Source organism: Streptomyces sp. DSM 106670, assembly GCF_055792845.1.
This window is the reverse complement of the sequence record NZ_CM147704.1, coordinates 7,186,072-7,206,103: the sequence shown is the minus strand read 5'-3', so window position 1 is coordinate 7,206,103 and position 20,032 is coordinate 7,186,072. Positions and strand designations below refer to the sequence as shown.

Sequence of the window (20,032 nt, the reverse complement as noted above, 5' to 3'; positions counted from 1 at the left end):
CTTCCTGCTTTCGTCGGTCCGGGATCACCGGAATCAACAGGCCGGTTCGCGGGACCGGTTCAGGAGAACCGGTACGCGGGCCGGGTTCAGGAGAAGTCGGCGACGTTCTCGCGGGTGACCACCTTGACCGGCACCTTCACCGTGCTTTTCACCTTCTCGTCCTTCACCGCCCTCACGGCGTTCTGTACCGCGATCTTGCCCAGTTCGGCGGGCTGTTGGGCCACCGACGCGTAGAGCGTGCCGGCCTCGACCGCCTTCAGGCCGTCCGGGGTTCCGTCGAAGCCGACGACCGAGACGGACTTTCCGGCCTTGTTGCCGAGCGCCTTGACCGCGCCGAGCGCCATCTCGTCGTTCTCGGCGAAGACTCCGGTGACGCCCGGGTGCGACTGGATGAGGTTCGTCATGACGTCCAGGCCCTTGGTGCGGTCGAAGTCCGCGGGCTGCTTGGCGACCACCTTGATGTCCGGGTACGCCTTCAGCCCCTCGGCGAAGCCGGCTCCGCGCTCGCGGCTGGCGGAGGTGCCCGCCGTGCCCTGGAGGATGACGATGCTGCCCTTGCCGCCGAGCTTGTCGGCCAGCGCGTCGGCGGCGAGCTTGCCGCCCGCCACGTTGTCCGAGGCGACGAGCGTCGCGGTGTCCGCCTTGTTGACGCCCCGGTCGGCGGCGATCACGGGGATGTCCGCCTTGTTGGCGCTGCGGACACCCGGGCCTACGGCGTCGGAGTCCACCGGGTTGACGATGATGGACGAGACTCCGGAACTGGTGAAGTTCTGGAGCTGGTTGGCCTGCTGGGAGGCGTCGTTCTGGGCGTCGGTGACGGTGAGGTCGATGCCCGCCTTCTCGGCCTCGGCCTGCGCGCCTTCCTTCATCTGTACGAAGAAGGGGTTGTTGAGCGTGGAGAGCGACATGCCGACCTTCGTCGTGCCGCCGGAGGAACCGGAGTTGAAGAAGGAGACCGCTCCGACGACGATCGCCACGCAGAGTGCCGCGCCGCCGAGTTTGAGCGCGTTCCTGCGACCGGACCCGGGTGCTCCGGGCGCGGCGCCCGCCGAGGAGGCCGCTCCCGAACCGGCCTTGCGGCGCAGCGTGTCCAGCAGGACGGCGAGCGCGATGACGACGCCGATGACGACCTGCTGCCAGAACGCCGACACGGACAGGAGGTTGAGGCCGTTGCGGAGGACGGCGAGGATGAGCGCGCCGATCAGGGTGCCGGAGGCCTTGCCGACGCCGCCGGCCAGGCTGGCGCCGCCGATGACGACGGCGGCGATGGCGTCGAGTTCGTACCCCTGGGCGGCCTGCGGTTGCGCGGAGACGAGGCGTGAGGCCAGGACGATGCCCGCGACGGCGGCGAAGAGGCCGGACAGGGCGTAGATGACGATCTTCTGGCGCTTGACGCGGAGCCCGGAGAGCCGGGCCGCCTCCTCGTTGCCGCCGATCGCGTACATCGAGCGGCCGATGAACGTACGGCCCAGGACGAGCGCGGTGATCAGGCCCATGGCGATCATCACGAGGACCGGTACGGGGAGCCAGCCGCCGAGCGTGTCGCCGAGCCGCGAGACGGACTCGGGGAAGGCGATCGGGCTGCCCTGCGAGATGACCAGCGAGAGGCCGCGGGCGATGGAGAGCATCGCCAACGTCGCGATGAACGGCGGGAGTTTGCCGTACGAGATGAGCGCGCCGTTCACGAAGCCGCAGGCGATGCCGGTGGCGATCGCGAGGACGACCGCGAGGACGACCGGCACGCCCGCCGATGTCGCCGACCAGGCGAGGACCGTCGCGGAGAGCGCGGCCACCGAGCCGACGGACAGGTCGATGCCCGCCGAGACGATGACGAAGGTGACGCCGAACGCGAGGATGGCGGTGACGGCGGCCTGGACGCCGACGTTCAGCAGGTTCTGGGTGGTGAGGAAGTCGCCGGAGAGCAGCGACATCGCCACCACCAGGACGACCAGGGCGCTGAGCGCGCCGTTGTCGAGCAGGACGCGGCGTATCACGGAGGTGCCCCCTGTGCCCGTGTCACTCTTGAGTGTCTCAGTGGCCACGGGGGCCCTCCTCTTCCTTCTTCGGTGCGGGGTGTTCGGTGGGCGCGGGTGCGTCGGTGGGCGTGTCGGCGGGGCCCTGGGTGCCGACGGCGAGGGCCATGACGGCGTCCTGGGTCGCTTCGTCCGCGGGGAGTTCCCCGGCGATCCGGCCCTGGGCCATGACCAGCACCCGGTCGCTCATGCCGAGGACCTCCGGCAGATCGCTGGAGATCATCAGGACGGCGTGGCCGGAGGCGGTCAGCTCGTTGATGAGCTGGTAGATCTCGACCTTGGCGCCGACGTCGATGCCCCGGGTGGGTTCGTCGAGGATGAGCACCCGGGTGTCGGCCAGCAGCCACTTGCCGATGACGACCTTCTGCTGGTTGCCGCCGGAGAGGGTGCGGACATGCTGGCCGAGGCCGGACATGCGGACGCCGAGCTGCTTCGCGATGCGGGCGGCGGCCGTGCGCTGGCCCTTGAGGTCCACGAGCCCGGAGCGGGTCGCGGAACGCAGGGTGACCAGGCCCAGGTTCTCCTGCACGGAGGCGTCGAGGACCAGGCCCTGGCCCTTGCGGTCCTCCGGCACAAGGCCTATTCCGGCGCCCATGGCGGCCGGGACGTCGTGCCGGGCGAGGCGTTCGCCGCGTACGTCGACGGTGCCGGCGTCGTACGGGTCGGCGCCGAAGACCGCGCGCGCCACCTCCGTACGCCCGGCGCCGACGAGTCCGGCGAGGCCGACGACCTCACCGGCGTGCACGTCGAAGCTGATGTCGTGGAAGACGCCGTCGCGGGTGAGTCCGCGTACCGAGAGCAACGCCGCGCCCGCGTCGGGGCGTTCGCGCGGGTACTGCTGCTCGATGCTGCGGCCGACCATGAGCTGGACGAGTTCGTCCTCGGGGGTGGAGGCCGGGACCTGGTCGATGCTGCGGCCGTCGCGGAGGACGGTGACGCGGTCGCCGAGTGCGGCGATCTCTTCCAGGTGGTGGGTGATGAAGACGATCCCGACGCCGTCCTCGCGGAGTTGGCGCACGATCGCGAAGAGCTTGTCGACCTCCTCGGAGGTGAGCACGGCGGTCGGCTCGTCCATGATCAGGACGCGTGCCTCCAGGCTGAGCGCCTTGGCGATCTCCACCATCTGGAGCCGGGCGATGCCCAGTTCGCGGACCTTGGCGTCGGGGCGTACGTCGACGCCGACCCGGTGCAGCAGCTTCTCCGCGTCCTGGCGCATCCGCCGGTGGTCGACGAGCCCGAAGCGGCGCGGCTGGCGGCCCAGGAAGATGTTCTCGGCGACCGTGAGGTCGGGTACGAGGTTGAACTCCTGGTATATGGTGGCGATCCCGAGCCGTTCGGCGTCCTGGGCGCCCTCGATGCGGACCTCGCGGCCCTCGGCCAGGATGCGGCCGCGGTCGGGGCGGTAGGCGCCGGAGAGCATCTTGATGAGGGTGCTCTTGCCCGCGCCGTTCTCGCCGAGCAGGACATGGACCTCGCCTCTGCGGAGGTCGAAGTCGACGTTGTCGAGCGCCACCACGCCGGGGAAGGTCTTGCGCAGACCTTCGATGCGCAGCAACTCGTCCGGCGCGGTGGCCGGTTGCTCCTCCAGTGGGGTCACCGGTCGCTCCTCTGGTTCGTTGCGGCCCCGCCGCACGAGCGGCGTACGACGAGGCGGGCGGGCAGGGTGACGGACTGCGGGGTCCGCCCTTCGATCAGATCGGCCAGCGCGCGCACGGCGGCCCGTGCCAACTCGGCGGTCGGCTGGGCGATGGCGGTGATCGGCGGATCGGTGTGGACGAACCACGGGATGTCGTCGAAGGCGGCGAGCGCGATGTCGTCGGGGACGCGCAGGCCGTGGGCCCTGATGGCGTCCAGCGCGCCGAGCGCCATCAGGTTGTCGGCCGCGAACACGACCTCGGGCGGGTCGGGCAGGGCGAGGAACCCCTCGGTGGCCCGGCGCCCGCTGGCCGCCTGGAAGTCGCCCTGCCCGATATGGGCGTCGGGCAGGGCGAGCCCGAACTCCCGCATCGCGTCCCGGAAGGCCTCGACGCGCTCGTTGCCGGTGGTGGTGGCCGCGGGCCCGGCGATGATGGCGAGCCTGCGGTGACCGAGTCCGTGCAGATGCGCGACGAGATCCCTGACCGCGCCCGTACCGTCGGCCCGGACGACGGGAACGTCGATGCCGGGGATCCAACGGTCCACGAAGACCATCGGCGTACCGCTCGGCGCGACCTCGCGCAGCACCGGGGAGCCACCGTCGGCGGGCGATACGAGAAGCCCGTCGATCCTGCGGTCGATGAGCGTGCGGATGTGGTGGTCCTGGAGCTCGGGCCGTTCGTCGGCGTTGCCGATGATGACGCTGTAGCCGAGCGCGCGGGCCTCCTCCTCGACGAAGCGGGCCAGCTCGGTGAAGTACGGGTTGAGCACATCGCTGATGACCAGCCCGAGGGTGCGGGTCTGGGCCGTGCGCAGCGAGCGGGCCACCGCGTTGGGCCGGTAGCCGAGGGCCTCGACGGCGGCGAGGACGCGCCCTCGCGCCTCCTCGCTGACGGACGGATGGCTGTTCAGCACGCGCGAGACCGTCGCGACGGACACTCCCGCCTCGGCCGCGACATCCTTGATGCCCGCCATGTCCGGACCACCTCCTTGTGGTTTCCGTACACCTCGAAACCTGGGGACGATTGGCGATGAACCGGTGAGAACCGGCGGCACGACGCCCGTGGAATCGATTACACGGATGATTGGAATCGATTACATGGCTGAAATCAAGACCCTCTCCCGTGGCCGAGACCGGATCGTGACGGGAGGGGGTGGTCAGCCTCCGGTTCGCAGGTCACCGGTTCCGCCGCTGCTCGACCTGTTGGGACCGGTAGATTCAGCGGGCACTGATCAGTAGCGGAAGCGGACGGGTGCCGCGGGGTGACAGGGGGGCGGGGCGGGGTGAGCAGCGGACGGGGTCGGGGCCGGGGTCGGGGTCGGGGGCACCACCGGGAAGCACTGCTGGAGTGCTGGCGCGCCATCGAGCTGTTCGGCCCGCCGAGCATCCCGGCGTTGCCCCGAAGGCGCTCCGCCGCACGGTCCGGGCCGAAGGACGAGTACATCGTCGACCTGACACCGCTGCCGGGACAGTCGCCGCCGCGCTTGCCGTGGGACGACCGGCATCCGGAGACCGGCGCCGGCCGGGCGACGCACGGCCGGATGTGGCGGCACGAGGTCTACTGCGGGGTCTTCGATCTGGAGCTGCTCCGTCAAGCGATGATCTCGGTGCTGCCCGCGGGGACCGATCCGGACCCCGGCGTGCCGCAGTCCGAGCTGACGCTGCAGGGCCAGAGCGCGATGTTCGCCCTGGTCCTGGACGACAAGGGGCGACCGGTCGAGGACACGTCGGTGATCTCCGCCTGCGCCTGGGCGACCGGGCGGCTCTTCGATCCGGGACCCTCCGCACCGGGCTGGCTGGACGGCTTCGAGGACCTCGACAACGCGTTCGCCACGGCGATCGACGAGCTGACCGCCGCCACGATTCGCTACGACCCCACCGCCCCTCGCCCGGATATGACGGGCGGACAGCGCCCCGGCTCCGCGCCCGGTCCGAGGGCTGCGAGCGGGGCCGGAGCCGACCGCGCGAGCTGGCAGCGGCTGCTCGGCGAGATCCTGGGCGGCGCGGCCGTCGGTGCGGTCGAGGCCCTGTTCGGCGGAGTCGTCGGAGCCGCGCTGCAGGGGGCGGCCGAACCCCTGGTGCGCCGCGCCGCCGACTGGGCAGCGTCCCGGCAGCCGGTCGGGAACCAAGGGGACCCTGGGGATCCGGAGGATGACAGCGGTGTGCCCGAACGGGGGCCGGCCGGCTCCGCGGAGACATCGGAGGCGTACGGGGGCGGCGCCGGTCCCCGCCCGCTCGAGTTCGCCGATCTGGTCGCGCTGACCGCGCAGATCGCCGACCTGTGCGGGGTGCAGCAGCATCTGCGCCCCCGGGTGATCCGGGTACGGAGCAGACTGGTCCACCGGCCCAAGGACCCGCAGACGAAGGCCGCCGCCGCGGCGCCCTTCCTGAACAGCCTGCTCCCTCCTGATCTCGCCCGGGTGGCCGAGGCCGCCGGGAAGGGGATCGGACCTGCTCTGGAGGCGTATCTGACCGAGCACGACGCTGTTCCCGTCCGCAAGCGGACGGATGTGCGCCGGGAGCGCGGAGCCGTGCTGGCCGGGGTCGATCCGGAGTTGGTTCCGTCGGGGCGGTGGCCCTCACCCGCGCAGTACCCGCTCGCCCTGAGCCAGCAGTTCGCGGTCGACCGGATGCTGGCCGACCGGGCGGGCTCCGAAGGCGGGATGTTCTCCGTGAACGGCCCGCCCGGCACGGGCAAGACGACGATGCTGCGCGACCTGGTCGCTGCTCTGGTGGTCGAGCGGGCGGCGGTGCTGGCCACGTTCGACCGGCCCGGACAGGCCTTCACCGGTCCGGCATGGCGGGGGAAGGACCGACAGGGCAAACACGCACGGTTCGTCGCGCGGCTCGACCCCCGGCTGACCGGCTTCGAGATCGTGGTCGCCTCCTCCAACAACGGCGCGGTCGAGAACATCACGGCCGAACTGCCCGGCATCGACGCGCTCGGTGAGCACTGGCGCGACGGCCCCGGTCACTTCTCCGACCTCGCCTCCGCCCTCCTCGGCGGCCGCGCGTGGGGGCTGGTGGCAGCGGTCCTCGGGAACAAGACCAACCGCAAGGAGTTCAGCGACCGCTTCTGGTGGGGCCGACTGCCGGAGAAGGAGGCCCAAGCCCGGTCGGTGGCCGGCCGGCCACCGCTGCGCGGGATGCGGGCTGTCCTGAGCGACTGGATCCCGCCGAGGACTCCGCACGGCGGACGGCGCGCCCCGGCCTCGGCCCCGGCCTCTGCGGATCGGACCGGGCCGGCCGGGCCCGCCGAGCCCGTACCGTCGTGGGCTGCCGCTGTCGCCGCGTTCCGCGCCGCCCAGGCCGAGGTCGAGCGCCTGCGCACCGAGCGCGCCCGGCTGGCCTCGGCGCTGGCGGCCGTCGAGTCCCCGTCGTCCGGACAGAGGATCGCGGACCTGGAATCCGCCGTGCGGCGCGCGGACCAGAAGGTCACCGCCGCTACGACCGTCCTCGAACAGGCCGTCGCCGCCGCCGACGGAGCCCGGAGCGCCGCCGCGGAGGCCGAGGCCCAGCACCGGGCGGCCACCGCGCACGTGCCACGGGCCCGCCAGGAGCTGGCCGCTGCCCGTGCCGACCTCTCCGCCGCCCGTGAACTGGCCGCGCATCACCGCGATGACGTCACCGCGCTCACTGCCCGCCAGGACGCTCCGCCCGTCGTCGAGAGGGGCCTGCTCGGCGGGCTGCGGCGCCTGCTCCAGAGCTCGGCCGACCGGCAGGCCGCCCAGTGGCAGCAGGAACGCACCCGGGCCGAGATCGCGCACTTGCTCGTCCAGCAGCGCACCGCCCTCGACGTCTCCGTGGCAGAGGTCGCCTCGGCCGTTCGCGCCGAGGCCCTTGCCGAGCACCGGAACACCCAGGCCGTCAGCGCCGCCGACGAAGCCGCCGCTGGCCTCACCGCCGCCCGCGCACGCCAAGAAGCCACGCGAGCCCGGCAGACCGCGGCGGACACCGCCGTGCGGCGGGCCCGGCGGGCCGCCGAAACGGCGCGTCACGACGTGCGGGCCGCCATCGACGAGCTCGACGGACAACACCGGGCGCTGCGGCAGGCGGCCCGGTCCCTGCCCTCACTGCCGCTCGGCTGGCAGCACCTCGACGAAGCAGTTCAGGAAATCGGCTCCCCCTGGTCCGACGAGACCTGGTCCACCGCGCGCAGCGACCTGTTCCTGCGCGCCCTCGACCTGCACCGCGCGTTCGTCGCCGGGGCCGCCAAGAAGGTCCACGGAAATCTCCAGGTCCTGATGGAGCTGATGGCGGGCACCAACGGGCCCCTCCCCGACGAAGAGGTCGAGCACGCCTGGCAGACCCTTTTCCTCCTGGTGCCCGTCATATCCACCACGTTCTCCTCCGTCGGCAGCATGTTCGCGCGCCTCGGGCGGGAGTCGATCGGCTGGCTGCTCGTCGACGAGGCCGGGCAGGCGACCCCGCAGGCCGCGGTCGGGGCACTGTGGCGTGCCCGCCGAGCCGTTCTGGTCGGCGACCCCCTCCAGCTGGAACCTGTCGTCACCATGCCGGCGGCTCTGCAGCGCCGGCTGCTGCGCGCCTACGGCGTCGACGAACGGTGGCTGCCCTCGGCCACGTCCGCCCAGGCCGTGGCCGACCGGACCAACCGCTACGGCACCTACCTGCCGGCCCCGGACGGCGACGAGCAGGTCTGGGTCGGGTCACCACTGCGCGTCCACCGCCGCTGCGAGGAGCCGATGTTCACCGTCAGCAATGACGTCGCGTACGACGGCCTCATGGTCTACGGCACCGCATCACAGGCGTTCCCCGACAGGGAACACGATGGACTGCTGCCCAGCCGCTGGCTCAACACCGACGACCCCACCCGCCCGGCCGACGCCCCGTGGGGCGAACGCGATGGCCGTGCCTTCGCGTTCGTCCTCGATCTCCTGGACCGACACGGCGTCGGCGTCGAGCGCATCCGCGTCATCGCCCCCTTCCGGGCCCTCGTCGCCGAGTGCAAGAAGATCTGCCGCGGCCGTACGGGCTGGACGGCGGACCTTCTGGAGGAACGCTGCGCCACCGTCCACCGAGCGCAGGGCAAGGAAGCCGACGTGGTCATCCTCGTGCTCGGCGGAGGACGCCCCGGGGCCCGCGAGTGGGCGGCCGGCACACCGCATCTGCTCAACGTCGCCGCGAGCCGCGCCAAGCGCCGCCTCTACGTCGTCGGGGAGCGCGGCTTGTGGGCCCCCCTCCCCCATTTCGACGTCCTCGCCGCTGAACTGGCGGAATTCGACCACCTTCGTGACCGGGCGACCTGGCCACCGGACGGCGAATGACCGGCACCGGCACCTCGCGCGGGCCGGCCCGCTCGCCGGTTGTCAGCGGCTCGCGGACGGCATCGTCGGTGAAGTGAGTACGGGGTCGCGCCCGGCTGAGTCATCCGCCTCAGTCCCGGCGACGGGTCACCGGTGAGGATCGAGGCATGGACCCCCGCGCATATGACGCCCTCTACCGGCCGGCCCGGATCGCGCCTCCGCCCCGACACCTCGGCGTGGTGCTGCTCTCCGCGGTGCTGTGGCTGCTCACCGCGGTGTCGGCCTCCTGGCTGTGCTTCCTGGTCGGGATGACAGCGCTGTGGAGCGCGGCGGCGGGCGTGCCGGTCGGCGGCTTGCTGCTGTGCAGCTCGGCGGTCCTGTGCGGTGGCGCGGGCATGTTCGTCGCGGTCTGCCGGGCACCGGCGGTGCGGCGCATGTCCGGTGACGGACGCAGCCTCCTGCTGGGAGCGCTGGCCTGCCCGGTCCCCCTGGTCCTGGCGACGGGCGTGTGGTTCTCCTTCGGGTGACCGATTCCGCCGCGCGCCCGGCCCCGGCCCACGCCGCCGGACCGGGCAAAGCAAAAGACCCCACGTGAAGTGGGGTCTTGCTGGTGTCCGAGGGGGGACTTGAACCCCCACGCCCGATAAAGGGCACTAGCACCTCAAGCTAGCGCGTCTGCCATTCCGCCACCCGGACAAGGTGTCTGTCGTTCGCGGTGTGTTCCCCGCGGCGACATGGAAAACAATACCAGGGGTTCGGAGTGCGTTTCACCTGCGTATCCGGCGCATATCTGGTGGTCAGTGCGGTGCGGCGTGCCGATGCGACCTCGGCCTCCCCGGTCCGTGGAGCTCCCGGGGCTACCTTCGCGTCCATGAGTGATCGCGGCTACCGCCGGCCCCGTCCGCTGTCCCCTCTGCGTGAGCATCTGCGTGACACGTTCTGGTTCGCCCCGACCATGGGGTTCGTCTGCGTGTTCGTGCTGTGGTTGATCGCCACCGAGCTGGACGACGCGATCGTCGGGCTGTTCCGGCGGGAGGAGGCGTACGACGAGCTCAGTCAGCTCATCGCGTTCTCCCAGGACGCGAAGACGATCGTCACCACGATCAGCTCCGCGATGATGACCTTCATCGGTGTCGTGTTCAGCATCTCGCTGGTCGCGGTGCAGATGGCCAGCGGCCAGCTGACGCCCCGGGTGGTGCGGATCTTCGTCAGGAGCCGGATCAGCAAGCTCACGCTGACGGTGTTCCTGGCGACGTTCCTCTTCTCGCTGCTCGTCCTCTCCTCGTACGAGAGCGAGACCGACCCGCGCCTGGTGGTCTCGGTCCCGCTGGTGCAGAGCCTGCTCATCCTGGTGCTGCTCGGGCTGAGTCTGCTGCTCTTCGTCGTCTATGTGAGCGCGACGCTGCGGCTGATGCAGGTGGGGCCGGTCGTCGACAAGATCGCGCGGGACTCGTTCCGGGTGCTGGGCAGAATGCCGAGAGGCCCGCGCGGCGAGGACGATCCGGGGCCGGAGACCGCTCGGGTGACGCACGAGGGGCGGGCCGGGGTGCTGCGGGATGTGAACACCGCCCGGCTGGTCCGGGCCGCGCGGCGGCAGGACGTCGTGCTGCGGCTCATCCCGCGGATCGGCGACTTCGTGGTGCCGGGGACGCCGGTCCTCGCCGTCCACGGCGGGTCCGTGCCGCCCCGGCACCGGCTCCGGTACTCGGTGTCCGTCTCGGTGGAGCGCACCCTGCACCAGGATCTGGCGTTCGGGCTGCGGCAGCTCACGGACATCGCGCTGCGGGCCCTGTCGACGTCCGTGAACGATCCGACCACCGCCGTGCAGTGCCTGGACCGGATCGTGCAGTTCCTCGCGGCGGTGGCGCGTCTGCCGCTCGGTACCGTCCACCACCGGGACCGGGCCGGGCGGGTGCGTCTCGTGCAGGACGGTCCGGGGTGGGACGACCTGGTCGACCTCGCCTTCGAGGAGATCCGCTGGTGTGTCGCCGGGAGCCCCCAGGTGACGCGCCGGCTCATGGCCGGCCTCGACGACCTGCTGCTGCTCGCCCCGGAGGACCGGAAGCAGTCACTGGTCAGGCATCGTGAGCTGCTCGTGCAGACCGTGGAGCGGAACGTACCGGTGGCCGCCGACCGGGAGTTCGCCCTGCTTCCGGACCGGCAGGGCATCGGGTAGCGGCAGCGGCGCGGTGAGCAGGGCGGCGGCCGGGCCCGCCGGAGCGTCTCCGGCGGGCCCGGCCGCGTACCCCGGTCGCCGCGGCGACCCTCGCGTCAGTCGCCGCAGCGGCCCTCGCGCAGGGAGTGCAGGTGCTCGCTCGACTTGCGGGCGAAGGCGAGCGACTCGACCGGGTTGTCGTGCTCGGTCTGCCAGTGGTGGTAGGTCCGGCCCTGGTGGGTCCGGTGCGTGACCTTGGACAGGAACGTCTTGTAGTCGATGTCCCCGTCTCCGACGTCCGACATGCGGTAGCCGTCGCGCGTCGTCTCGTCGCGGACGCCGTCCTTGACGTGGAACAGCGGGTAGCGGTTCGGGTGCTTCAGGACGTACTTCAGCGGGTCGAGGGGGGCCGGACTGCCGTCCGCGCGCTTGCTGAAGCGGAACTGGGCGCAGAACGCCCAGTAGATGTCCATCTCCAGGTAGACGAGGTCCGGGTCGGTCTCTTCGAGCAGCACGTCGTAGAGGCGGACGCGCGGCTTGTCGGTCGCGAAGGAGAACTCCTCGGCGTGGTTGTGCTGGTAGAACTTCATGCCGCGCTTACGGGCGGCCGCCCCGTACGTGTTGAAGTCCTCGGCCGCCCGCTTCCAGCCGTCGACCGTGTCGCCGTAGCGGAACGGGCCCGAGGCCGTGCCGATGTGCTTGAGGCCGAGCGCCTGGGCGTCGTCCAGGACCTTCTCCAGGTTCTGGGCGAAGGTGTAGGCGCCGGGGTTGTTGTCGTCGTAGTAGCCGACGTGGCTGCCGATCGGGTTGAGGCCGTGGTCGCGGGCCAGCCGCTTGAGCTGGGCGAGCGTGATGGCGCCGGCCGAGCCCTGGGTGTAGCCGGCGAACTCGATCTCGTCGTAGCCGTACTTCTCCAGTTCGGCGAAGACGGGGGCGAAGCCGAGGGTGGAGACCTGGTCGCGGAGGCTGTAGAGCTGGATGCCGAGGCGGCCGGGCGGCAGGACGGGCTTGCCCTTGCCGTGCCCGTGCCCGTGCCCGTGGTCATGTCCGTGGCCGTGGCCCTTGCCGTGTCCCTGGCCGCGGTCGCGGCTGTCGGCCTGGGCGCTCGCCGTGCCGATGATCGTGGCGGCGGTGGCTCCGGCGGCGACACCGAGGATGTTGCGGCGGCTCAGTCTGCGGGCGAGTTCGGTGTCCTTGGAGGTGCGGCTCATGTTCGCGTGACTCCCTTGGGTGACATGGGTGACGTGGGGTGAGCAGTGCAGTGCCGGGGCGTTGTCAGTGCAGTCCGGCAAGCTGGAGGAGCAGGGACTTCACCTCGGTGGCCCTGACCCGGTCGGTGAACGCGTGGGGGGTGGAGCAGAGGATGAGCGGACCTTCGTCGTCGCTCTCGGGGAGGCGGCCGTGGCTGCCGCGAATTGGTGAGGGGTCCAGGGGGACGACCGCCATGCGGTAGCGCAGGCCGAGCTTCTTGCGGGCGACCGCCGAGACGGCCTTGACCCGGACGTAGGGGTCCTGGGGGTCCATGAAGAGCTCGACGGGGTCGTAGCCGGGCTTGCGGTGGATCTCGACGAGCTGGGCGAAGTCGGGGGCGCGGGCGTCGTCGAGCCAGTAGTAGTACGTGAACCAGGCGTCCTTCTCCGCGACGGCGACCAGTTCGCCGGAGCGGGGGTGGTCCAGGTGGTGCGCCTTCTTGCCCTCGTCGTCGAGCAGCTGCTCGATGCCCGGCAGGTCCGCGAGGGCCGCCCGGGTCGCTGCCAGGTCCTCGGGGCGGCGTACGTAGATGTGGGCGAGCTGGTGGTCGGCGACGGCGAAGGCGCGTGAGGCCATCGGGTCCAGGTATTCCATGCCGTCCTGGGTGTGGACCTCCAGCAGGCCCGCCCGACGCAGGGCGCGGTTGATGTCGATGGGGCGGTCGACGCGGGTGATGCCGTATTCGGAGAGGGCGACGACGGTACGCCCCTCGGCCCGGGCGTCGGCCAGCAGCGGGGCCATGGCCCGGTCGAGGTCGGTGGCGGCCCGGTGGGAGCGGGGGTCGTCGGGGCCGTAGCGCTGGAGGTCGTAGTCGAGGTGGGGCAGGTAGCAGAGGGCGAGGTCGGGGGTGCGGGTGGCGATGATGTGCCGGGTGGCGTCGATGATCCACTGGGAGGAGACGAGGTCGGCGCCGGGGCCCCAGAAGTGGAAGAGGGGGAACGTGCCGAGTTTGTCGGTCAGTTCGTCGTGCAGGGCGGGGGGCCGGGTGTAGCAGTCGGGTTCCTTTCGGCCGTCGGCGTAGTAGACGGGGCGCGGGGTGACGGTCCAGTCGGTGTCGGCGCCCATCGCGTACCACCAGCAGATGTTGGCGACGGTGTAGCCGGGGTGGGCGCGGCGGGCCGCGTCCCAGAGTTTGTCGCCCTCGACGAGCCCGTTGTGCTGGCGCCAGAGCAGGACGTCGCCGAGTTCGCGGAAGTACCAGCCGTTGGCGACGATGCCGTGTTCGGCGGGCGTGGCGCCGGTGAGGAAGGTCGACTGGGCGGCGCAGGTGACGGCGGGCAGCACGGTGGAGAGCGGCGCCTGTGCGCCCTGCTCGCCCAGGGCCCGGAGGTTCGGCATATGGGCCAGGAGCTGGGGGGTGAGGCCGACGACGTCGAGGACGAGGAGCGGGGTGGGGCCGCCGGACTCCTGTGCGGTTTCCGTGCCGGGTTCGGGCGCGCTCATGGCAGTTCCTTGAGGCCGAGGTCGACCAGGAGGTCGCGGGCGAGGGTGAGTTCAGCGGCGATGCCGTCGGCGAGCTGGGTGCGGGTGCGGGGCCGCAGTTCGGCCGGCAGCGCCTGCCAGGTGTACGTCTCGACCTCCAGGTGCCGGGTCAGCGGCGCGGGTCCGCCGACGAGCCGCGCGAGCGTGTCGCGGAGCACGGGCAGGGTCGAGGTCAGCGGGGGCGCGGGGGGCGCGTGCAGCGGTACGTGGAAGTGGGCGCGCCAGGGGGTGGAGTCGGGGAGTGCCCGGCCGGTGACGGCCTCGTCGAGGTCGTCGGTGCCGCGCAGCCCGGCGGCGGTGCTGGTGCGGGTCTGGTGCAGGAAGCGTGGTTCGGCGAACGCGGCGAGTGCGGAGCGGACCTCGGGCAGGTGGGGGTGGTCGGCGTGCAGGGCGGCGGAGAGCTGCGACTTCACGACGCGTACGCCGGCGGCGGCCAGGGCGCCGAGCGCGGTCCCGGGGTCCTCGAAGGAGGTGGCGAGGTGGCAGGTGTCGACGCAGATGCCGATGCGGTCGTGCCCGACGTCGGTGAGCGGGGCGATGGCGTCGGCGGTGGTCTCCACCGTGCAGCCCGGTTCCGGTTCGAGGCCGATACGGATGGACTTGCCCGTCATCTCGGCCAGGGCGTCGAGGCGCTGGGCGAGCGTGGTGAGGGCGGCTCGTGCGGTGCGGGCGGCCTCGGGGTCGCCGTCGTAGGGGGTGCGCCAGGCGAGCGGCAGGGTGGAGATGGTGCCCTCGGTGACGTCGTCCGGGAGCAGGGTGGCCAGGAGGCGGGCGAGGTCGGTGGTGTGGGCGAGCCGGTCGGGTTCGGTCCAGTCCGGCCGGTAGACCCGGTATTTGACCTCGTCGGCGCCGAAACCTTCGTACGGGAAGCCGTTGAGGGTGACCACTTCGAGGCCGCGGCTGTCGAGTTCGGCGCGCAGGGCGCGGAGTTCGGCGGGGTCGTTGATCAGGGCGCGGGCGGCGTCCCGGGCCAGCCAGAGGCCGATGCCGAGGCGGTCCCGGCCGAGTCGGCGGCGGACGGGTTCGCAGTGGTCGCGGAGCTGGGCGCGGACGCCGTCCAGGGTTTCGGCGGGGTGGACGTTGGTGCAGTAGGCGAGGTGGACGGTGGAGCCGTCCGGGTGGCGGAAGCGCATGGCCGCCTCACTCCCCGCCGCGCAGGATGGAGTTGCCCTCGTGGAGTGGATCGGGGGCCGGGACGTCCAGCTGGAGGCGGCCGCTCTGGCCGTAGAAGGCGACGGGGTTGCGCCACAGGACCTGGTCGACGTCGTCCTCGGTGAAGCCGGCCTTCAGCATGGCGTCGGCGACCTTGCGGGTCTTGAGGGGATCGCTCTTTCCCCAGTCGGCGGCCGAGTTGACGAGGATCTTCTCGGTGCCGTGGTTCTGGAGGATGGTGACCATGCGGTCCTCGTCCATCTTGGTGTCCGGGTAGATGGAGAACCCGGCCCAGCAGCCGCTGTCGGTGGCGGCCTTCACGGTCGTCTCGTTGAGGTGGTCGAGCAGGACGAACTCCGGGGGGAGGTTCGATTCGCGGATGACGTCGATGGTGCGGTGGAGACCGGCGAGCTTGTCGCGGTGCGGGGTGTGGACGAGGGCGGGCAGGCCGTGGTCGGCGGCGAGCTGGAGCTGGGCGGCCAGCGCGTGGTCCTCGGCCGGGGTCATGGAGTCGTAGCCGATCTCGCCGACGGCGACGACGGAGTCCTTGACGAGATAGCGGGGCAGCGCGTCCAGGACGGGGGTGCAGCGGGGGTCGTTCGCCTCCTTGGGGTTGAGGGCGAGCGTGCAGTGGTGGGCGATGCCGTACTGCGAGGCGCGGAAGGGCTCCCAGCCGAGGAGTGCGTCGAAGTAGTCGAAGAAGCTGGCGGGCGAGGTGCGGGGCTGGCCGAGCCAGAAGGAGGGCTCGACGAGCGCGCGGACGCCCGCGTCGTACATCGCCTGATAGTCGTCGGTGGTGCGGGAGGTCATGTGGATGTGGGGGTCGAAGATGCGCATCAGGACTCCTCCGTGGGGGCGGGGGCTGCGGGAGCTGCGGTCGGCGGGGCCGGGTGGCCTTTCTCGTCGGCCGGGGCGGTGAGGGCGAGGACCGTGCGCAGGTCTTCGGGTACGGTGCGGCCGGCGGCGGTGCGTTCGGCGGCGAAGTCGCCGAGCATGCGGGCGAGTTCGGCGTCGCCGCGGGCCCGGTCGGCGATCCGGGCGACGGCCGCGACCGGCACTTCGGTGAACAGGCACTTCAGTACGGCGTGCCGCCAGGCGTGTGTGTCGAGGTGCTCGGCGGCGTAGGGGCCGACGGCGGCGGCGACCAGCCGGGTGTCGTTGGTGCGCAGGGCGTCCTCGACGAGCGGGAGAGCGGTGTCGCCGAGGTCGAGGAGGTGCAGGGTGAGGAGGACGGCGCGGCGTTCGGCGGCGGTGCCCTGTTGGTAGAGCCGGGTGACGGAGGGCAGTGCGGCGCGGGCCTCGACGAGCAGGAGGGAGCGTACGGAGTCGGCGTGATCGAGGCCGCAGTGCCGGCCCGCGGCGGCGTAGCGCAGCTCCCACGGCGGGGAGGCGTAGGGGCTCGTCTCCGGGCCGGGGGCGTCGGGCGTGGCTTCGGTACGGGCCGCCGCGTCGTGGGCTGCCTCGGCGAGGGCCTCGTCCAGCCAGGCGCGGGCGGCCCCGCCGAGTTCGGCGTCCAGTTCCTTGCGGGACTTCAGCACGGGGCGGCTCCCTTGGTCGCGGTACCGCGTGTCATGGCGTCGTGCAGGAAGTCGATGGACGCGCGGGCCAGTTCGGGGCCCGCGTGGGAGTGGCGGGGCAGTTCGACGACGGTGAGGCCCCGGTAGTCCGAGGCGGCCAGGGCGGCGAGCACGGGCGGGAAGTCGATCTCCCCGTCGCCGAACGGGAGGTGTTCGTGGACTCCGCGCCGCATGTCCTCGATCTGGACGTGCCGGAGCCAGGGTGCGGAGTCCTTGATGCACTCCGCCGGCGAGGCCTCCTCCAGGCACTGGCAGTGGCCGATGTCGAGAGTGAGGCCGAGCGGACCCGGGTCGCCGAGCAGGCCGCGCAGATGGTGGAAGTCGGCGAGGGTGGCGAGGAGGTGACCGGGTTCGGGCTCGATGGCGACGGGAACGCCGGACCGGTCCGCGGCTTCGAGGACGGGCGCGAGCGCTTCGGTGAGCCGTTTCCACGCGGTGTCCGTCGAGGCGCCGGGCGGGGTGATGCCGCTGAAGCAGTGGACGGCGTGCGCACCGAGTTCGGCGGCCACGTCGACGGCCCGGACGAGCAGCGCGGTGCGGGCGGCGCGGGCGTCGGGGTCCGGGTCGAGGAGGGAGGGGCCGTGCTTGCGGCGCGGGTCGAGGACATAGCGGGCGCCGGTCTCCACGGTGACCCGGAGCCCGAGGGAGGTGAGTCTGCGGCGGACCTGGCGGGTGCGTTCGGCGAGGTCCGGGGCCATGGGGTCCAGGTGCATGTGGTCGAGGGTCAGGCCGACGCCCTCGTAGCCGAGGTCGGCGAGCAGGCCGAGGGCGTCGTCGAGGCGGAGGTCGGTGAGCCCGTTGGTGCCGTATCCGAGGTGGAGGGTCATGTGAGGCTCACCTTCCGGGCGAGGCTGCGGGCGAGGGGGACGAGCCCCATGACGGCGAGTCCGGTGACGGGCGCGCCGGCGCGGGCGGCGAGCGCGGCCTGGAGCGGGATCATGGCCCGGATGCCCCCGCCGACCGCCCGCTGGGTGAGCGGCGGGGACGGGTTCAGCGCGGCGTGCAGGAGGGGTGGCCCGGCGGTACGGAGGTAGGCGCCGGTGAGCGCGATGACGAGGAGCCGGAGGGGGTCGGTGGCCCAGCCGGGGATGCCCCGCCCGGGGATGCCCCGCCCGAACAGGTCTTGCCCGAAGAGGTCTTGCCCTGGGGTGTCGCCGGGCTGTGGGCCCGCACCGCGGGCGGTGGCCCGGTTGGAACGCTCTCCGCCTCCCAGCACCGCTGCCGCGAGTGCCGTCGTGGTCGCCAGCACCGCGAGCGGGACGCCCGTGGAACCGCCCTGCGCCTCGTGGCGCGATACGGCGGTGACGCCGTAGGTGTGGGCCCCGAGCACCAAGGCGGCGGGCAGCGCGGGCAGGGCTGCCGTCAGCGTGCCCGGCGCCGGCGCCGGCGCCACTGCCGCTGTCGCGGCCGCCGTCGCCCCGGCAACGTTGTCGGACGGCCCTCCGCCACCCGGCGTACCGGCCCCCGGCGCCGTGGCCGTGGCCGTCGCGCCCAGCAGGAGGTCCAGCGAGCGGGCCGCCGCCATGGCCGCCGGGCCCGCCTTCGTGTGCTTCAGGTGCAGGTCGTAGGCCCAGACCGTGGCGGCCAGGGCCGTGGCCACGGTCAGCGCGGGGCGGCCGGCCCGGGCCGCCAGGGCGAGGCCCGTCGCGGTCAGGACCCCGGCCGCGCCCAGGGCCGCCGCCGGGCTGATACGGCCCGAGGGGATCGGGCGGTGCGGGCGGTCGACGGCGTCCTCGTCGCGGTCGGCCCAGTCGTTGAGGGCCATCCCGGCCTCGTACAGGCAGAGCGACGCGCCCATGGCCAGGGCGGTGCCCCGGCCGGGGCGGCGGCCCACCGCCGCCGCGCCCGCCAGCGCGTCCCCGGGCACGGAGAACAGGGCGGAGACGCGGAGGAGTTCCGCCCAGGCCCGCAGGCGTTCCCGGGGCGTGCCCCGGCCGCTGCCCCGGTCGGGGGCCGCGTGGGGCCGGCTCTCGCCGGTGTCCTCGCCCTGTTCTCCGGTCCGGCCCGTGGGGGGCGGTCCGGGCCTGTCCGGTGCGGGCGCAGTCCCACCCGCACCGGACAGGCGGTCATCGGTCACGGCAGCCGACGGGCCGCCGTGTGCAAAACCGTTCCGCCGCCCGGCCGGGAGCAGCGACAGGGCCGCCACCAGCGCGGCCGGAACGGCTCGCCCTCGCCGCCTCACGCCTGGGCCCGCAGCCGCTCGGCGAAGGAGAGCAGGGTGGCGTACTGCTCGGCGAGCGCCGCCGAGGTGCCGCCGTCCGGGTCCTTGAAGTAGAAGCCCAGCTCCGGCAGCGGGCCACTGATCCCGGCCTCGTGGGCGCGGGCGAGCAGCCGGGCCAGGTCCAGGACCAGCGGGGCCGCGAGGGCCGAGTCGCAGCCCTGCCAGATGGTCTGGAGGATCATGCGGGAGCCGAGGAAGCCGTCGAAGGCGATGTGGTCCCAGGCGGTCTTCCAGTCCCCCATCGCGGGCACGTCGTCGATGTGCACCTCGCCCTCGGGCGCGGTGCCGAAGGTGTCGGCCAGGACGCGTTCCTTCCCGGCGTTCTTCGCGGCGGCGGCCGCCGGATCGGCCAGCGCCGCCCCGTCCCCGCCGCCCAGCAGGTTCGACCCGGACCACGCCCGTACGGCGAGGGCCCGCTGGAGGAACATCGGGGCGAGCACGGAACGGAGCAGCGTCTGGCCGGTCTTGCCGTCGCGTCCCGCGTGGGGAAGTCCGCTGGAGGCGACGGTGTCGGTGAGCGCGGGGGTGCGCAGTCCGGTGGAGGGGGTGAAGTTGGCGTAGGCGCAGCCGGCGCGCAGGGCGGCGGCCGCGTAGAGCGAGCTGGCGGGCAGCCGGGTGTCGTCGGGGCCGGGCGCGGGTTCGGTGGAGGCGACGTTGACGACGACGACGCGGGCCAGGTCGTGGCGGTGGGCGAAGTCGGTGAGGTCGGCGGCGAACGCGGCGATGAGTTCCTGGTCGCTGCGGGTGTCGCCGGGGAGCGGTCCGCCGGGGCGGATCTCGGCGTCGGCGGCGTCGAGTTCGGCGCGTACGGCGGAGGGCAGTCCGTGCGGCAGCACACCGCCGTCGGCCAGCGCCTCGGCCCGCTTGGACAGCGGGCAGTCGAGGGTGTCGTGGCCGCCGAAGACCAGGTCGGTCAGGGCGGGCAGACCGGCGTCGGCGAAGGGGGGCGTCTCGGTGACCATGCCGGTCGGCGGGTGCAGGCCCGCGGCGATGGCGGCGCAGCCCGCGGTGGCGGTGGTCGCCACCGAGCCGCGCGCTCCGATGAACCAGACGCCGGTTCGGCCCGCGACCTCCGCACGGTCCGCGGCACCGGCGAGGCCCATGGCCTCCGCGAGGCCGGAAGCCTCCGAAGGGCTCGGGGTGTCGGTTCGGCCTGGGGCGTCGGTTCGGCCTTCACGATCGGCGTGTGCGGTCACGGGCTGCCTCCCTGGGGGGATGTCGGGGTGGTGGACGACGGGCGGGGGAAGGTGCGTGCTTCCCC

At 72.7% G+C, this 20,032-nt stretch carries 14 protein-coding genes and 1 tRNA gene; 3 read left to right on the top strand and 12 right to left on the bottom strand.

Going from position 1 to position 20,032, the window contains the following annotated elements:
• Nucleotides 1-86: 86 nt before the first annotated feature.
• The 3 genes from ACSMXR_RS31880 to ACSMXR_RS31870 are packed head-to-tail and all read right to left on the bottom strand — an operon-like array spanning nucleotide 87 to nucleotide 4,643.
• Nucleotides 87-2,042 (bottom strand): ABC transporter permease/substrate-binding protein, encoded by a 1,956-nt coding sequence (locus ACSMXR_RS31880; RefSeq protein WP_473170456.1) that lies wholly within the window; start codon nucleotides 2,040-2,042, stop codon nucleotides 87-89.
• Nucleotides 2,032-3,630 (bottom strand): sugar ABC transporter ATP-binding protein, encoded by a 1,599-nt coding sequence (locus ACSMXR_RS31875; protein WP_473170455.1) that lies wholly within the window; start codon nucleotides 3,628-3,630, stop codon nucleotides 2,032-2,034. The genes ACSMXR_RS31880 and ACSMXR_RS31875 overlap by 11 nt, the downstream gene beginning before the upstream one ends.
• Nucleotides 3,627-4,643, bottom strand: coding sequence for a LacI family DNA-binding transcriptional regulator (locus ACSMXR_RS31870; RefSeq protein ID WP_137228859.1), 1,017 nt, complete (start codon nucleotides 4,641-4,643; stop codon nucleotides 3,627-3,629). Before ACSMXR_RS31870 ends, ACSMXR_RS31875 begins: the two co-directional genes overlap by 4 nt.
• A gap of 420 nt (nucleotides 4,644-5,063) precedes the next feature.
• On the opposite strand from ACSMXR_RS31870, the gene ACSMXR_RS31865 reads away from it, so the two are divergent.
• Together ACSMXR_RS31865 and ACSMXR_RS31860 are read left to right on the top strand one after the other, a co-directional pair.
• Nucleotides 5,064-8,954, top strand: coding sequence for a DEAD/DEAH box helicase (locus tag ACSMXR_RS31865; protein WP_473170454.1), 3,891 nt, complete (start codon nucleotides 5,064-5,066; stop codon nucleotides 8,952-8,954).
• A 146-nt stretch (nucleotides 8,955-9,100) separates the two neighbouring features.
• Nucleotides 9,101-9,460 carry a hypothetical protein gene (locus ACSMXR_RS31860; protein WP_137228863.1) on the top strand — a complete coding sequence of 120 codons (360 nt, stop codon included), beginning with the start codon at nucleotides 9,101-9,103 and terminating at the stop codon, nucleotides 9,458-9,460.
• Nucleotides 9,461-9,541: 81 nt separating this feature from the next.
• Here the strand turns inward: ACSMXR_RS31860 and ACSMXR_RS31855 are convergent.
• Nucleotides 9,542-9,629, bottom strand: a tRNA-Leu gene (locus ACSMXR_RS31855).
• Nucleotides 9,630-9,804: 175 nt separating this feature from the next.
• Here ACSMXR_RS31855 and ACSMXR_RS31850 point away from each other — a divergent pair.
• On the top strand, nucleotides 9,805-11,109 hold the full coding sequence (locus ACSMXR_RS31850) for a DUF2254 domain-containing protein (RefSeq protein WP_376188968.1): 1,305 nt from the start codon (nucleotides 9,805-9,807) through the stop codon (nucleotides 11,107-11,109).
• 95 nt (nucleotides 11,110-11,204) lie between these two features.
• On the opposite strand, the gene ACSMXR_RS31845 is transcribed toward ACSMXR_RS31850, so the two are convergent.
• From ACSMXR_RS31845 to ACSMXR_RS31810, 8 genes are all read right to left on the bottom strand, one after another.
• Nucleotides 11,205-12,299, bottom strand: coding sequence for a sugar phosphate isomerase/epimerase family protein (locus tag ACSMXR_RS31845; RefSeq protein WP_030076100.1), 1,095 nt, complete (start codon nucleotides 12,297-12,299; stop codon nucleotides 11,205-11,207).
• Nucleotides 12,300-12,363: 64 nt separating this feature from the next.
• Nucleotides 12,364-13,782: an alkaline phosphatase family protein gene (locus ACSMXR_RS31840; protein ID WP_473170453.1), complete on the bottom strand. Its 1,419-nt coding sequence runs from the start codon at nucleotides 13,780-13,782 to the stop codon at nucleotides 12,364-12,366.
• The gene (gene eboE / locus ACSMXR_RS31835) at nucleotides 13,779-14,954 is read right to left on the bottom strand and encodes a metabolite traffic protein EboE (protein WP_364887679.1); all 1,176 of its coding nucleotides are present in this window, start codon (nucleotides 14,952-14,954) and stop codon (nucleotides 13,779-13,781) included. Before eboE ends, ACSMXR_RS31840 begins: the two co-directional genes overlap by 4 nt.
• A gap of 7 nt (nucleotides 14,955-14,961) precedes the next feature.
• Nucleotides 14,962-15,810: a TatD family hydrolase gene (locus tag ACSMXR_RS31830; protein WP_137228871.1), complete on the bottom strand. Its 849-nt coding sequence runs from the start codon at nucleotides 15,808-15,810 to the stop codon at nucleotides 14,962-14,964.
• Nucleotides 15,810-16,511, bottom strand: a complete 702-nt coding sequence (locus tag ACSMXR_RS31825) for an EboA domain-containing protein (protein WP_473170452.1) — start codon at nucleotides 16,509-16,511, stop codon at nucleotides 15,810-15,812. Before ACSMXR_RS31825 ends, ACSMXR_RS31830 begins: the two co-directional genes overlap by 1 nt.
• Entirely contained in the window at nucleotides 16,505-17,377 is an 873-nt protein-coding gene (locus tag ACSMXR_RS31820) for a sugar phosphate isomerase/epimerase family protein (protein ID WP_473170451.1), read from the bottom strand. The genes ACSMXR_RS31825 and ACSMXR_RS31820 overlap by 7 nt, the downstream gene beginning before the upstream one ends.
• Nucleotides 17,374-18,732, bottom strand: coding sequence for an SCO3242 family prenyltransferase (locus ACSMXR_RS31815; protein WP_473170450.1), 1,359 nt, complete (start codon nucleotides 18,730-18,732; stop codon nucleotides 17,374-17,376). Before ACSMXR_RS31815 ends, ACSMXR_RS31820 begins: the two co-directional genes overlap by 4 nt.
• On the bottom strand, nucleotides 18,729-19,874 hold the full coding sequence (locus ACSMXR_RS31810) for an inositol-3-phosphate synthase (RefSeq protein ID WP_137228879.1): 1,146 nt from the start codon (nucleotides 19,872-19,874) through the stop codon (nucleotides 18,729-18,731). The genes ACSMXR_RS31815 and ACSMXR_RS31810 overlap by 4 nt, the downstream gene beginning before the upstream one ends.
• Between the last annotated feature and the right edge of the window lie 158 nt (nucleotides 19,875-20,032).